This is a genomic window from Colwellia sp. Bg11-28 (genome assembly GCF_002836245.1).
Classification (GTDB): domain Bacteria; phylum Pseudomonadota; class Gammaproteobacteria; order Enterobacterales; family Alteromonadaceae; genus Colwellia; species Colwellia psychrerythraea_A.
This window is the reverse complement of the sequence record NZ_PJBA01000006.1, coordinates 923507-938363: the sequence shown is the minus strand read 5'-3', so window position 1 is coordinate 938363 and position 14857 is coordinate 923507. Positions and strand designations below refer to the sequence as shown.

Genomic DNA, 14857 nt, shown 5'->3' with positions numbered 1-14857 from the left:
CCATAACGTTTATAATTTAATTAATAGTGAATGTAATGATTCTATAGTTAAATGGGAGTATAGATAAAACGCAAAATTTTACTTGGGTTAATCCAAAAATTTTATCAATCCCGCCTCTTAGGAAAAATTATGTCTTTAGACTTATTAACTGAATACATTGAAAAAGCTGATGAGCTGTTTGATGATGAGTTGCATTTACTGGATATCGCGCTAGAAATCGAAAGGGATCTCCTGCCAGAGCATATAGCCATCTTGTTAGAAGCTTTTCCTCTTGATCAACGATTAAGTTTATGGAAAATATTTAGCAGTGACTCCCAACAACTTATTTTTCTAGAAATGAAAAATGAATCTAGACAAATGATATTAAATGCCTTGGATGATGATGCATGCTTTCCTTTATTTGATCGTTTAGATGCTAATAGTTTACTTGAACTTACTGAAGGTCTAAGTGAACGCTTTATTGAATATGCTGTAACTCAAATGACAGCAAAACAAAAAGAGCATTTCAAAAAATCACAAGATTACGCTGATGATGAAGTGGGCCGTTGGCAAAGTTTTGATGAAATCAAAGTATCACAAAAATTAAAAGTATCAGCAGCAAAGAAGCTTTGTGCACAAGAACAGCCAATGTTAACTGACATTATTTATATTATAGATTATCAATCGAAACTCTTAGGTGGAATACCAATAAATCAATTATTACTCTTGGATGATGGTAAACCACTAGCGGAAGTTATTTGTCACGAAATATTAGCTATTAATGCAAGTAAAAATATAGGAGAAGCCGCTGATGAAGTGATACTTTCAGGAAAAGCTGCATTACCTATAATTGATGATGAAGGCTGTTTAACTGGCCGTTTGGATTTACATTCTGCTTTTAAATTTAAAGAACAACAAACAGATAATCAAATAATTCAAGCAGCAGGTTTAAGTGAAGAAGAAGATTTATTTGCAAGTGTTTGGTTGAGTAGTAAAAACCGAGCAATTTGGTTAGGTATTAATTTGATAACCGCTTTTTTAGCCTCATGGTTTATTGGTTTATTCGAAGCTACGTTGCAGCAAGTTGTCGCATTAGCCGTACTGATGCCAGTGGTTGCCTCAATGGGCGGCATATCAGGTAGTCAAACATTAACTTTAATTATTAGAGGATTAGCATTAGGGCAAATCACTGATGCAAACAGACAATCCATTGTGAATAAAGAACTTAAGGTAGGCGCAATCAACGGTATATTATGGGCAACGGTAATAGGGTTTATTACTCTATACTGGTTTGAAAGCCCTATGTTGTCCGTTACTATTTGTATTGCCATTTTAGGTAACATACTTGTCGCTTCTCTTTCTGGTGTTTGGGTGCCTTGGGTATTAAATCGATTAAATATAGACCCCGCATTATCGGGGGCTGTGATACTAACAACGGTCACTGATATCTTTGGTTTTATCGCTTTTCTTGGATGCGGCACGTTATTATTGCTTTAGAAGTTTATTTTAAATGAATATTATTGAATTATTGTTGAGGTGTGTATGAGGCAAACAGAGTTTATTTATGGTTATTATTTTACACAAGATGATCAAGTAAATAAAATCACATCACTAGAAAATATTGATGTATGCAAACCACATTGGCTTCATTTTGATTATACATTACCGTCAACAAAGCTTTGGTTTGAAAAACATAGTCAACTACCCACGGTTGTTTCCAACGCTTTGCTAGATGAAGAAACTCGACCAAGGGCTACACCACTCAATGATGGTGTTCTAATATCGTTAAGAGGTGTTAATTTATCACCTAATAGTGACCCTGAAGATATGGTATCAATTCGTCTTTGGGTTACTAAAAATAAAGTGATTAGTACGAGACGAAGAACATTACTGTCTACTAAAGATATTGCATCCGACTTTGACAATGGATGCGGTCCGAAAACTTCATCAGAATTTATATCGGTATTAACTGAACGCTTGATTTCAAGAATGAGCAATACGGTTTATGAAATTGAAGAGAACATATCTGATATCGAAGAAAAAATATTAATCTCTAGTACGCACAGCCTAAGAAATGAGCTCTCAGCTACTCGTCGACAAATTATATCTTTAAGGCGTTACTTATCTCCACAAAGAGAAGCTATGGCGCAATTACTGAGTGATAAAATTACATTATTTACATCGGAAGAAAAAATTCAATTAAGAGAGGCAACTGATCAAATAACACGCTTTATTGAAGATTTAGATTCAATAAAAGACCGAGCAATTGTTTGTCAAGAAGAGTTAAATAATACCTTAGCTGAACAAATGAATAATCGTATGTTTGTTTTGTCAGTTGTTGCCGCTTTATTTCTTCCCTTGGGTTTTCTTACTGGGTTATTAGGTATAAATGTTGGCGGCATTCCTGGTGCTGAAAACAGCAACGCTTTTGGTCTTTTTATTATTATTTTAATTGCCGTTGTTGTTTTTCAAATTTGGCTTTTCAAAAAGAAAAAATGGTTTTAATTAGTTACTTTAATAAGATTTCTTTTCTGAAAACTCCTTAGTATAGGTGTTTTCATTTGAAATCTATCTATAGTTATACCTAGTTTCCCTCTCCAGCCTGATTCGAAATAATATATCAAAAGAATGTTTGATAAAAATTTTTGATTACAAAAACCAAAATATTTCACTTTCCAATTAATTAAATTAGGCACATTATCTGGTGAAAATTAATTATTAATTTTTATGAGGTAATGAAATGAGTTTTGACACATATGCTGATACTAAAATAGACGTTAACAACAACTTTCTTGGTGATTCAAATATTAAGGGTTTTGAAGTTGCTGGTAATAAAAAAGCGCTCAGAAAAGCCTCTAAAAATAGATATATGGTCAGACAAAAATTGGATTTAATTAACGAAAAAAAATCACTTGCTAGACAGCTCGATTCATTTAGCAACTATTGGGATATTTAATAAATTTTATATATAGGAATAAAAAATGAAAAAATTAATTGTAGTTTTAACTTTGGCATTTATAACGTTATCTTCAAACTTAGCATACAGTGAAGAGTCTGAACCTGAAAAAATGGAAGCGGATAAAGAATATGTCATGAGCCTTTTAAGACTGTGTAAGGGCTATGCACAAGATGATGGCGTTGAAAAATCTGCCATGAACTCATTTTTATTAACTTGTATTAATGATGAATTAGAAGAAGGCGATTATAAACTTATCACTGTTTTACCCAAAGAGGAGGATAAAGGCTAAGTAAGTTAACCATGTTGTAATAGACTCAAATTATTCAGCTTATTTAATTGGAAGTAGGTTGTGTAATTTGAGTTTTTTCTTTAAATAGTTACATAGGGAAATAAGTTTAGGGTTTGTTCAATAATATCGACTTTTTGACTTTTTGCTAAATATGATGCGAAAATTTCTCTTGAATAAACAGGCGCATTTTCAACAACAAATAATTTATTCTGTTCAATAAATTCAAATGTCATTTGTCGTGGCAAATACGCACTTCCACCAGCATCTAATAAAAAATTCAAAGCTATTCTAGGTTGGCTCATAAAGTGTTTTGCTGATGGTGAATCTTGGAACTCTCTTTTGTGCTGTGCATTAACTGATTCACCATAATCCACCATAATATGGTTATTTAATGACGATATTTCATTTGTCAGATTTATATCTGTAGTGACTAGATGCAAGGGAACAGTCGCTACTTTTTCTGAGATTAAATCTTCTACGTAGGGTGGTTCAAATAAAAAAGCGATATCAATAACACGGCTAAGTAAACTCTTTCTTAACTCTAATGGTGAATAAGTATTGGTAAGCAGGCTCACATCATCAATATTACGATGAATTTTTTTTAACCAATCTTGTAAAACAATATCCCAAATTGACATCATTGAACCTATAACAAGTTGATGGGCATCGCTATCTGCAATTCCCACATCTTGTTTGGTTTTAAGCCACATAAAGAGTAGTTCATTAGCATGTTTGATTAATCTGTTGCCTTCTGGCGTTAATTTCAAATGTTTCTGGCTACGGTCAAATAACAACACGCCCAAATCATCTTCCAAAAGCTTAATCCGAGCACTTACCGCTGATTGAGTGATAAATAAATTCTCTGAAGCTATCCTAAAGTGCAACGTTCTACTAACTTCTAAAAATGTTTTTAATAATTCTATCTTCATTTCATTTCCTAAGTTGATCAATCAATTTTTTTGATTGATAACATTAAAATATAGCGTTTTATTATTATGAAATCTGACTATACACTTCAGAAAAATTATTACATCACTTTAAACAGATAAAGTGATCACACGAAGGCATTTATTATGAAAGTAGCTATTTTATCAAGAAACAAAAACTTATATTCAACTAGACGTTTAAAAGAAGCAGGTGAAGCTATGGGGCATCAAGTTGATATTATTGATACATTGCATTGTTATATGGATATAACTAGTACGCGATCTGCTGTCCGTTACCATGGAGAGGAATTACCACATTATGACGCGATTATTCCTCGTATTGGCGCATCAGTTACCTTTTATGGTACCGCTGTAGCAAGACAATTTGAAATGATGGGCACATTTAATATTAACGAGTCTGTAGCAATTAGTCGTTCACGTGACAAATTACGTTCTTTACAATTATTGTCTCGTAAAGGCATCGGTTTACCTCGAACGGGTTTTGCAAGTAAGCCAGATAATATTAAAGATTTAATTAAAAATGTTGGTGGTGCGCCCGTTGTTATTAAATTATTAGAAGGCACTCAAGGTATCGGTGTAGTTTTAGCTGATACAGCTAAAGCTGCTGAGTCTATTATTGAAGCTTTTATGGGCCTCAAAGCGAATATTTTAGTACAAGAATTTGTTAAAGAAGCAGGCGGAGCTGACATTCGTTGCTTAGTGGTCGGAGGTAAAGTGGTTGCGGCAATGAAAAGACAAGGTGCGGAAGGTGAATTCCGCTCTAATCTTCACCGTGGAGGCTCTGCTGAAGTAGTTAAACTATCGAAAGAAGAACGTGAAACAGCTGTTAAAGCAGCAAAAATCATGGGTTTGAACTTATGTGGTGTAGATTTACTACGTTCTCAAAATGGGCCAATGGTTATGGAAGTTAATTCCTCACCAGGGCTAGAAGGCATTGAAACAGCGACGGGCAAAGATGTGGCAGGAATGGTATTTGAATTTTTAGAAAAAAATGCAAAACCACATAGTAATAAAACACGTGGAAAAGGGTAATACAGGAGTAATCATGGATAAATTAAGTATAGGCGATTTTGATATAATGCCTGGCGAACAACGAAAAATTGAATTGCCTGTTGCTAAATTATATACCGATGCCAATGTTTCGTTACCCGTGCATATAATTCGCGCTAAAAAACAGGGTCCTACCATTTTTATTAGTGCAGCGGTGCATGGTGATGAATTAAATGGTATCGAAATTATTCGACGATTAATTCATGAAAATAAATTTAAAATCACCAAAGGCACGGTGATAGCCGTACCAATGGTTAATGTTTATGGGGTAGTAAATCAAAGCCGTTATATGCCTGATCGCCGTGATCTTAATCGCTGCTTTCCTGGCTCCGCAAAAGGCTCTTTGGCGGGACGAGTTGCCTATATTTTCTTAAATGAAATAGTGAAACATTGTGATTACGGCATTGATTTACATACTGGCGCTATTCATCGCTCTAATTTACCGCAAATAAGAGCTGATATGTCTGATAGTGAAACCAAGGAATTAGCTGAAGTTTTTGGTGTACCAGTTATATTAAATTCTAACTTGGTTGATGGCTCACTGAGAGAGTCAGCGGTAAAAAGTCAGACCAAAGTATTATTGTACGAAGCAGGCGAAGCGCTACGATTTGATGAGTTTTCAATTCGTGCTGGTATGAGAGGTATCTTGAATGTTTTGCAGCATTTAGGCATGACTAGAAAAATTAGCACAGTGAAAAAGAAAAAAACAGCACCCTTTATTGCTAATGGTAGCCAATGGCAAAGAGCCAATGCGAGCGGTATAGTGCATAATCTCGTCAATTTAGGTGACCAAATAACTAAGGGTCAAGTGTTAGCTGAAATTGGCAGTCCTTACGGAGAGGTAATTGGTTACGTTCAAGCTTCACGATCAGGTATATTAATTGGCAAACAAAATATACCACTAGTGCAAGAAGGGGAAGCAATGTTTCATATTGCTTATTTTAGTGAGAATGATGAAGAAATTGCTGAGCATATAGAAACAGTGCAAGAGCAATTGTTACCTGAAAATGATGATAATTAGTGCTTGAACTCAAACTTGAATTAAAGAAGATTATTAAATATGAACAATAAAATAATTATTGGCCGACTAGAGTCTATAGCTTTACCTGAACTTGGTATCGATAATTTAGAAGTTCGAGTTGATACTGGCGCAAAAACGTCCTCATTACACGTAGATAATATTAAAAAATCTGTAGCCGAGGGAGTACATCAGGTAACCTTTGATATTCATCCTGATGCACATAATGTTGACCGTATCGTAACTTGTACTGCACCAATAAATGATATTCGTAAAGTAAAATCATCTAATGGAACTTCAGAGGAAAGATACGTTATTGAAACAACGATTAAGTTAGGAAATGAATCATGGGCTATTGAAATCACGCTAACCGATCGCTCTGACATGAGTTATTTAATGTTGTTTGGCCGCGAAGCAATTGGAGAAAGGTTCTTGGTTGATCCATCACAAGTATTTTTGGGATCAAAATAAAAGGTTGAAATGAGGATTAGTTATGGATTTTGAACGGTTTAACGCGCTTTTCTCATTAGAGATAATCACAATTTCTGATCAACCTATTACCTTAGGTGATTTTCTAATGATTCCGCTGTTTTTAGTTGTGGGCATTTTTGTCACTAAATGGACGGTAAACTTCATAACTAACCGTTTAACCACTAAAAAAACTGACCCCAACATCATCCATTTATTACAACGAGTTCTCTATGTTATAGCTATTGCAATTATAGCTATAACAATCCTTGATTTAATAAACATCCCCATAGCTGCTTTTGCATTTTTATCTGGGGCTATAGCTATAGCTATAGGTTTTGGCTTTGGTGCTCAAAACATTATTAATAATTTTATCAGCGGTTGGATTTTGATGTGGGAACGACCTATTAGAATAGGAGACTTTTTGGAAGTTGAAGACGCAAAAGGCATTGTTGAAGAAATCAACACACGCTCAACTAGAATTAGACGAGTTGATGGTGTCCACTTACTCATACCCAATAGTAAGTTATTAGAAAATACCGTAGTTAATTGGACGCTAATTGACCGTTTAGTAAGAACATCGGTTAATGTTGGTGTCGCTTATGGCTCACCAGCAAAAAAAGTGGCTGCACTTATTATGCAAGCTGCGGAAGAACAAAATGAAATTTTAAAAGAGCCTAAGCCCCTTGTTACCTTTGAAAATTTTGGCGATAACTCGCTGTTTTTTGAAGTCACTTATTGGATAAACTCACATGTTGAAGGCGGGTTACGAGTAACGAGAAGTGATATTCGTTTTCGATTAGATGAGTTATTCGAAGAGAATAATATCATTATTGCCTTCCCGCAAAGAGATGTGCATCTTGATGGTTCTATAACGCTTATCAACAATACGGTTTAATGATTATGTGTAGATTTATCGCTTACTCGGGTGAACGTATCTTTATGAATACTTTAATTTTTGATGCGAGTAATTCATTAGTACAACAAAGTAAAAAAGCAAAAATGCGCGTTAATCCCCTCAATGGAGATGGCTTTGGTGTCGGTTGGTATCCTGAGCATGGCGACCCAATCCCTGGAACTTTCGTAAGCGTTGAGCCAGCATGGAGTAATCGTAATTTAAGTCAAATAGCGAGTAAAATTCCCACGCATCATTTTTTTGCTCATGTAAGAGATGCCTCAATTGGCATGCCGGTTTCCCAAAGCAATTGCCATCCTTTTCAATATGGCCCTTATTTATGGATGCATAACGGCAGGCTTGATCAATTTAGCCAGTTTAGACGCTTAATTTTAAATGATTTATCAAATAAGGCGTTTGACTTTATTAAAGGAAATACCGATTCAGAATGTGCTTTTGCAATATTTCTAGATGAAATAAATTTTGATGAAAAGGCGTCGTTCGAAATATTAAAGCAAGCAATGAAAACAACAATATCCAGAATCAATGGTTATAGAAAACAAGTCAAAGCCGAGACCAATGCTTTTATGAATTTTGCTTTAACAAATAGGAAGGTGAGCTTATTTACTCGTTATTCATCAAACGTAGATGTTAGGCCCCCTTCTCTATTTTATAGTCAAAATGAACATAACATTATCGTGTCTTCTGAGCCGCTTTCAGACATTAAAGCACACTGGGTGAAGGTTGAAAGGAGCACATTAATAGCCATAGAAAATAATAAAGTGGCTACCGACCTCCTTATGAACTAAACTAATTTAGGCGTTTTAGACGTAAATCATCGTTTTATAAAATGACCATGTCATCTCGATGTACAATCACTTTACTTGGGCAAAAGCCTAAAATACTTTGTATTTTTTCAGAGTTTTCGCCTTTTATTCTGAATAAATCTTGATGGTTATATTGGCAAATACCTTTAGCAATGATGACCTTGGTATTTGCATCAATAATATCAAGTGACTCACCTGCTACAAAATCACCGTTTATCGATATAATGCCAGAAGGTAACAGTGAAGCACCATTATTTTTCACCGCGTTAACTGCTCCGTTATCAAGTAATAGTTGTCCATGACTTTTTAATATGTGTTTTAACCAGTGTTTCTTAGCCCTACTCACTTCTTTATTGGCTAAAAAATGTGTACCAGGATTTTCTCCCAATAATATTTTGTCAAATACTTGGCTGTTAGTACCGTTCAATATATAGGTTTCAATACCGTTTTCCACGGCTTTCTCTGCGGCTTGAATTTTGGTTTTCATCCCACCTGTGGCAATGGGATTATTGGTTGTACCTGCCATTGCATATATTGCATCGGTAATTTCAGAAATTTCGCATAGCATTTCAGCGTCATCGTTTATTTTCGGGTCTTTATCATAAACACCGTCAATGTCACTTAAGATAATCAAGCAGTCCGCTTCACTAATAAGGGCTACTAAAGCCGCTAGATTATCGTTATCTCCCACTTTCAACTCTTCAGTGGCAACCGTGTCGTTTTCATTAACAACTGGGATAATACCGTTGGCTAATAAAATACGCAGCGTATTTTTTATATTAATATAACGCTCGCGATCTTTTAAGTCACCATGAGTGATTAACAATTGACTACAGGGTACATCAAAAAAACGCTGCCAATTAGCCATCATTTTCATTTGTCCTACAGATGCCATTGCTTGTTTGGTTGGAATAGAAGGAATTGGCGAGCCATGTTGAATTAGATGACGCCCTGCGGCCACGCTACCTGAAGACACCAAGATAACCTCTTTATTTTCTTGACGACATTTAGTCACAAAGCGTGCGATGGCTTGGATATACTTGCCACTACAACCATTATTATCTGGCGACACCAACGCACTACCAACTTTGATTACTACACGATTGAAATTCATGTTTTACTATACCTATCGTAGGTAAAAGTGCCCCAGACACTGCACTTTTACAAAAAAAGAATGCTATTCTGTCAGAAGTAAATCTAACATTTGATACGTTAGTTTAATTTGAATCGATAGTCTTACGTTCAAACCATAATTTCATAAAATAAGATGTCAGTTTTTGTTCGATATCCATTGCCTTTTCTGTTGGACAAAAGATAGTAAAAAATACTTGTGTATCACCAAGTTCGGATGTCGCGACTTGAATATGTGGCTCAGGGCCTGCAATACTAACGTCTAAACGACTTTCTATAAGTTGATTATAACGAATAGCTACATCTTTAAAATCGTCACAATATTCATGCGCTTTGTCTTGCAGTTCATCAATAAAATCAAAGGGATTTACGCTACTGTCGCGCACAATAGTAAAATGATGAATCGCGTATCGTTTCATAAAGTTTAGATTTTTTATGACAGAAGTAATCAGCTGGCTGTTAGGCAAATACAGTGTTTTCCCCGTATATTGATAATCATCTTTGTCTACTTCTAAAAGTGTTAGTTTTGCCCAATCTGTTGAATGGACCTCTCCGTAGTAATTCCCTACTTGCACCCAATCGCCAATACGAAATGGTCGACTTGATAATAGGTAAATAAATCCAATAAAACATTGGATAAATTCTCTAGTAGCTAAAACAATAGCTACGATAAAAGCAGCAATAGAAAAGGCAAACTTTTGAATCTCTTCTGCCCAAATATTAAATATGGTGATAATCATCAATATAGTAAATATATTGTTGACCATATTTATTTGTGTTCTTTTGTCCTCTTTTGATTTTCTTTTTATTATTTTTACAATGGAGAATTTAACTATAAAAATAATAATAATAAATATAGATGTGATTACTAACTTATTATTAATAAACAGATCTGTTAACGATGAAAAATCGATGTTTTCTTCTAACCAATTCATTATTATTTACTACTTACGGTACTTTTAAAAGATTGAAATGATAGAGAGGTTTGCTTAAAGATGAATTTATTCTTAATTTCATCTGTGCCTTTATTCGCTGAGGCCAAACTGGAGATTAATAAGCTAATAAAGACAAATATAAGAACTAATATATTAATATCTCTTTCGGATGGTTTTTTCATTTTTTATGCGTATAGGACTAAAATATAGCGCAATTGTAGGGTCAGAACAAAAACAATCAAGCGCAATAATTTGTTTAAGCCAATCAAAATAATTGATTAAACTAAGTGAGCTAATTAAATGATCAGTATATATGAAGTGAAATAGACAGAAGTACCTTTGACTTTATTAGTTTTGTATACTACATCAGCGCTTATAATTTAACATTGCACAATTAAGCAATAAGCATTAGAAATAGTAGCAATAGAAACTTATGTTTCGATAGTGGACTAAAGGTATAGTTATTCTCAGCTAATAGGTTTGGCTTTCTAAGTGCGCATATTAATTGAATGTCTGAAACCTTGCTCAACGGCCTCCTTGTTGACCGATTGTCCCAATATAGCTCCCCAGAAACCTGTTAAGGAAAAAACTAGCACAAAGAACGAAAACGCTTGCGCGACAACAGCGTAATTGGGAATAGTGACGGTTAGTTTCTATCTCTATTGGGGGGCGAAAGCGAATTAGAGTTAATATTCTAAATTTATTTAAAACTTACATGATTCAATGTCCGCTTTGGGGATTTTAGATCTAATTCCGTGCAAAAATTCTCGGCACAATCTCAATTGTGAATGGATGTGAGTTTTTATATAAAAACGATAACTTTAGGATCCCTGATCTGCCGTTTTTAACTCAAAAGCTAAGGTCAGCTTATGGCTAGCTGAAGAAGTCACAGGCTCAATGTTAACAACGATACGAAAGCAGACTTTACAGGTTTAATGGCTAGGAGTCACTTATCGACAAAGCAGTCATTATTAATGTCTAAAAACGAGAGCTTGAGTTTTGCTTTTAACTTTCAAAATGATCTTATTGTTCATCAATACAGCAATCATCTTGAAAAAAAGCAATAACGGCTTGCAGCTTTTCATAGTTAACAACGCAAAACAAAGTGCGACCTTCACGTCTTTGTATAATTAGATCAGCTGATACTAAGCTCGATATATGATGCGACAACGTAGAACCAGGAACATCAAGCTCTTGCAGTAGGCTGCCAACCGCAATGCCTTGCTGCCCTGACTGAACTAATCTTTTAAAAATAGTTAATCTGGTTGGATGTCCTAATTCTTTCAATGCTTTAGCTATTACTTCAATGGTCATATTTAATTTCAATCGTTTTTTATATTTCGATATTACCAGAAATATATTGACAAGGATAATTTAAATCTCTATATTTCGACTATTCTAGAAATGCAGAGATTTGAATTATGTCTACAGAAATGAAAAGTGCACTTGAGTTTTTTATTACAACCTTCGCAGAATTAGCCCTTTTATTTATTATCATTAGCTTTGTTGTCAGCGTCATAAACGACAAACTACCACCTGAAAAAATCAAGCAATTACTCAGCGGTAACCGAGGGTACGGTGTGGCAGTTAGCCTTGGTGCATTAACGCCATTTTGTAGTTGTTCTACATTACCAATGACAATCGGATTAATAAAAGCTAGAGCGGCATTTGGCCCAATAATGGCTTTTTTATTCACATCACCTTTATTGAACCCATTTATTGTCGGCCTTTTTGGGCTAACATTTGGGGTCAAAGTTACCTTGGTTTATAGTGTTTTCGTTATTGTGTTAGCCATTGTCAGCGGTTATTTCTTAGAGAAATTTCATTTCGAACGTTTTATTAAAGCTGACTTATTCACATCCAGTTGTGATGAAAAGTCGAATAATGACAAACAAGACAGTGTGGAATGTAATAGTTCAAAAAATCAGAGTCCAAGTACTGTGCAACCGTCTTCACAACATTGGAATAAATTACTCGTAGATACTACTAAACAGTTTATATCCTTCGCCCCTTATATGATGATCGGCGTTGGCGTTGGTGCCTTATTACACGGTTACGTACCACAAGATGCTTTTGAAAACTTAAAGGGCTTTAGCGTGATAATAATAATTCCACTCGCGGCAATCGTTGGCGTATTTCTATATGTTCGTGCATCAACCATGGTACCGATTGCTACAGCTTTAATTGCTAAAGGCATGAGCATGGGGTCGGTCATTTCACTCACTATAGCAGGCGCTGGAGCAAGTTTACCTGAAATGATTATGATGAAACGCATGTTTCACTGGCCACTAATGTTTGCTTTTATCTTTGTGGTTTTCGCCACCGCTTGTATCACTGGTTTTGCTATAGAAGCAATTTAGCCACTAAAGAAATAAAGAACTAAATGATGAAAATTTCACATAACTTTGACAGCGGTAGTATTGTAATCATCGATACTAAAGATATTAATAATATTCAGTTAGAACTGAAAACTGATAATAACGACAACACCATGCAATGGTTTCACTTTCGTTGCCATACCCATGCAGGTTTACGCCATACTATTCGAATACTTAATGCTGGAGACAGTAGTTTTTCTCGAGCTTGGGAAAATTATCAAGCGATGGCATCTTATGATCAAATAAATTGGTTTAGAGTACCTACTAAGTTTATTAATAAGGAGTTGGTGATCAATTACACACCAACCAAAGATGAAATTAGTTACGCCTATTTCACTCCCTATAACTATGCAAGGCAACAAAAATTTATTAAACAAATACAGAAGGTTGAACAATGCCAACATACAATACTTGCCAGTACTCGTGATAATAACGCAATTGATTTATTAACCATTGGCGAACCTGAACTAGGCAAAAAGGCAATTTGGATCATTGCAAGACAACACCCGGGCGAAACAATGGCACAATGGTTTACAGAAGGGTTAGTTAATCATTTACTATCACAAGATAATAATTCGCGTAGGCTATTAGAAAAGGCCGTTTTTTACATAGTGCCAAATATGAACCCTGATGGCTGCATTAAAGGTAATCATAGAACGAATGGTCATGGTTTAAATTTAAATAGACAATGGCACAACCCTTCGAAAACCTTATGCCCTGAAGTTTATTATGTGCAAGAAAAAATGGCTCAGACAGGTGTTGATTTATTATTAGATATTCATGGCGACGAAGAGATACCTTATAATTTCATCATGCCTGCGAAAGGATCATCCACCATTTCAGCTCAAGCCAATGAATTTAAATCAAACTTTATGGCCGCAACTAAAGAGTTTCAAATTGAGGTAGATTACGATAATTTTCATAAGAAGCAGAGTCGCTGCTGTGGCACTACTTGTAGCGGTAAACAAAGTATGGCGAGTCAGTATGTAACCAATACCTTTGGTTGTTTAGCCCTAGTATTAGAAATGCCATTTATTGATCATAACAATCAACCAAATAGCATCACAGGTTGGTCTGCTCCACGTAGTATTAATTTAGGGGCCGACATTTTAAAACCTATTATAAGTTTTTGTAAAATATGAATATAGAGTTATATTGCAAGATCAACTTCTTATATTTATGAAGCACTAATTACCCGTTGTTCCAAGTACTGAACTACATCAATATGAAAAACGTTAGGATCTTGTAGCATAGATATAATGACTCCCCACGTCCGCTTTAAGTCTTGGAACTGCCGTTAGTGAAGCAAGCTCTAGAGTCAGCAATGCGCACCAAGGAAACATTAGCACTAATAAATATTAGTGCTAAAAAAACGATTTAAAATTTTGTGGTCAATTGATTGACTAGTCATTATTCGGTATACATAAAGCTAGCTTCCTCTCATTAACCTGATGCTTGAAACGCGCTAACAGAATCCTTAATTTTGGATGAATGTAAGTTTTACAAAAAGGTTTATCGGGTGAGCTGTATAAGTAATTGGTCAATTCATCCTTATTCTTTTTAAACGCATCAAATGGCAGTACCTGTGTGATGATTTTTTTATCAAAATCACATTGTAGGGAGTCTAAAACTCTTTTAGCGTCTTGGTTTTGCGCATCGTTATAAGTATATATAGCTGATCGATATTTTTGTCGCATCGAGTGATTGGCTGTAGATGCATGAGTATGTAAATGAATTTCGATCAACGTCTGCAAAGAAATAATAGATTCATCGAAATAGACTTCAACTGCTTCAGAGAGTTCAGCATCACAGCCGATAGAAGCGATCCATCCTTGATTCACCGCTTTAATACCGATAAGTGATTCGAAAATGCCTTCGGTACACCAATGACAACCACCGCCGAAACCAATCTTGCTGAACTCCTCACTATGCATAATGTTATCCATAATTGAAGGATCCTTTAGTGATTCACTTTACTGAC

At 35.1% G+C, this 14857-nt stretch carries 16 protein-coding genes; 11 read left to right on the top strand and 5 right to left on the bottom strand.

Annotation, left to right across the window (positions count from 1 at the left end; all coding sequences use genetic code 11):
- Window positions 1–129 precede the first annotated feature (129 nt).
- From CXF79_RS11120 to CXF79_RS11105, 4 genes are all read left to right on the top strand, one after another.
- Window positions 130–1476 (top strand): magnesium transporter, encoded by a 1347-nt coding sequence (locus tag CXF79_RS11120; protein ID WP_101154962.1) that lies wholly within the window; start codon window positions 130–132, stop codon window positions 1474–1476.
- 45 nt (window positions 1477–1521) lie between these two features.
- Window positions 1522–2484 carry a zinc transporter ZntB gene (locus CXF79_RS11115; RefSeq protein WP_101154961.1) on the top strand — a complete coding sequence of 321 codons (963 nt, stop codon included), beginning with the start codon at window positions 1522–1524 and terminating at the stop codon, window positions 2482–2484.
- Between the two features lie 235 nt (window positions 2485–2719).
- A complete protein-coding gene (locus CXF79_RS11110; RefSeq protein ID WP_101154960.1) occupies window positions 2720–2935 on the top strand; it encodes a hypothetical protein in 216 nt (71 codons plus the stop codon).
- Window positions 2936–2960: 25 nt separating this feature from the next.
- Window positions 2961–3227, top strand: coding sequence for a hypothetical protein (locus tag CXF79_RS11105; protein ID WP_101154959.1), 267 nt, complete (start codon window positions 2961–2963; stop codon window positions 3225–3227).
- Window positions 3228–3307: 80 nt separating this feature from the next.
- On the opposite strand, the gene CXF79_RS11100 is transcribed toward CXF79_RS11105, so the two are convergent.
- Window positions 3308–4156: a LysR family transcriptional regulator gene (locus CXF79_RS11100; protein ID WP_101154958.1), complete on the bottom strand. Its 849-nt coding sequence runs from the start codon at window positions 4154–4156 to the stop codon at window positions 3308–3310.
- A gap of 144 nt (window positions 4157–4300) precedes the next feature.
- Here CXF79_RS11100 and rimK point away from each other — a divergent pair, with 144 nt between their 5' ends.
- Genes rimK through CXF79_RS11075 form a run of 5 tightly spaced genes read left to right on the top strand, consistent with a single transcriptional unit; the run spans window position 4301 to window position 8414 of the window.
- Window positions 4301–5206: a 30S ribosomal protein S6--L-glutamate ligase gene (rimK, locus tag CXF79_RS11095; RefSeq protein WP_101154957.1), complete on the top strand. Its 906-nt coding sequence runs from the start codon at window positions 4301–4303 to the stop codon at window positions 5204–5206.
- 13 nt (window positions 5207–5219) lie between these two features.
- On the top strand, window positions 5220–6245 hold the full coding sequence (locus CXF79_RS11090) for a succinylglutamate desuccinylase/aspartoacylase family protein (RefSeq protein ID WP_101154956.1): 1026 nt from the start codon (window positions 5220–5222) through the stop codon (window positions 6243–6245).
- Between the two features lie 39 nt (window positions 6246–6284).
- On the top strand, window positions 6285–6713 hold the full coding sequence (locus CXF79_RS11085; RefSeq protein WP_101154955.1) for an ATP-dependent zinc protease family protein: 429 nt from the start codon (window positions 6285–6287) through the stop codon (window positions 6711–6713).
- A gap of 22 nt (window positions 6714–6735) precedes the next feature.
- Window positions 6736–7608 (top strand): mechanosensitive ion channel family protein, encoded by an 873-nt coding sequence (locus CXF79_RS11080; RefSeq protein ID WP_101154954.1) that lies wholly within the window; start codon window positions 6736–6738, stop codon window positions 7606–7608.
- A gap of 44 nt (window positions 7609–7652) precedes the next feature.
- A complete protein-coding gene (locus tag CXF79_RS11075; RefSeq protein WP_232769149.1) occupies window positions 7653–8414 on the top strand; it encodes a class II glutamine amidotransferase in 762 nt (253 codons plus the stop codon).
- Window positions 8415–8448: 34 nt separating this feature from the next.
- Here CXF79_RS11075 and proB read toward each other — a convergent pair whose 3' ends face one another.
- The 3 genes from proB to CXF79_RS11055 form a co-directional block, all read right to left on the bottom strand.
- Window positions 8449–9546, bottom strand: coding sequence for a glutamate 5-kinase (gene proB, locus CXF79_RS11070; protein WP_101154953.1), 1098 nt, complete (start codon window positions 9544–9546; stop codon window positions 8449–8451).
- A gap of 103 nt (window positions 9547–9649) precedes the next feature.
- Window positions 9650–10498 carry a mechanosensitive ion channel family protein gene (locus CXF79_RS11065; protein WP_101154952.1) on the bottom strand — a complete coding sequence of 283 codons (849 nt, stop codon included), beginning with the start codon at window positions 10496–10498 and terminating at the stop codon, window positions 9650–9652.
- Between the two features lie 1023 nt (window positions 10499–11521).
- Window positions 11522–11812, bottom strand: coding sequence for an ArsR/SmtB family transcription factor (locus CXF79_RS11055; RefSeq protein WP_101154950.1), 291 nt, complete (start codon window positions 11810–11812; stop codon window positions 11522–11524).
- 107 nt (window positions 11813–11919) lie between these two features.
- On the opposite strand from CXF79_RS11055, the gene CXF79_RS11050 reads away from it, so the two are divergent.
- Together CXF79_RS11050 and CXF79_RS11045 are read left to right on the top strand one after the other, a co-directional pair.
- Window positions 11920–12858: a permease gene (locus CXF79_RS11050; protein ID WP_101154949.1), complete on the top strand. Its 939-nt coding sequence runs from the start codon at window positions 11920–11922 to the stop codon at window positions 12856–12858.
- Window positions 12859–12881: 23 nt separating this feature from the next.
- Complete coding sequence (locus tag CXF79_RS11045) at window positions 12882–14018, top strand: M14 family metallopeptidase (protein WP_101154948.1); 1137 nt, start codon at window positions 12882–12884, stop codon at window positions 14016–14018.
- A 261-nt stretch (window positions 14019–14279) separates the two neighbouring features.
- Here CXF79_RS11045 and CXF79_RS11040 read toward each other — a convergent pair whose 3' ends face one another.
- Window positions 14280–14822: a peptide-methionine (S)-S-oxide reductase gene (locus tag CXF79_RS11040; RefSeq protein ID WP_101154947.1), complete on the bottom strand. Its 543-nt coding sequence runs from the start codon at window positions 14820–14822 to the stop codon at window positions 14280–14282.
- Window positions 14823–14857 lie beyond the last annotated feature (35 nt).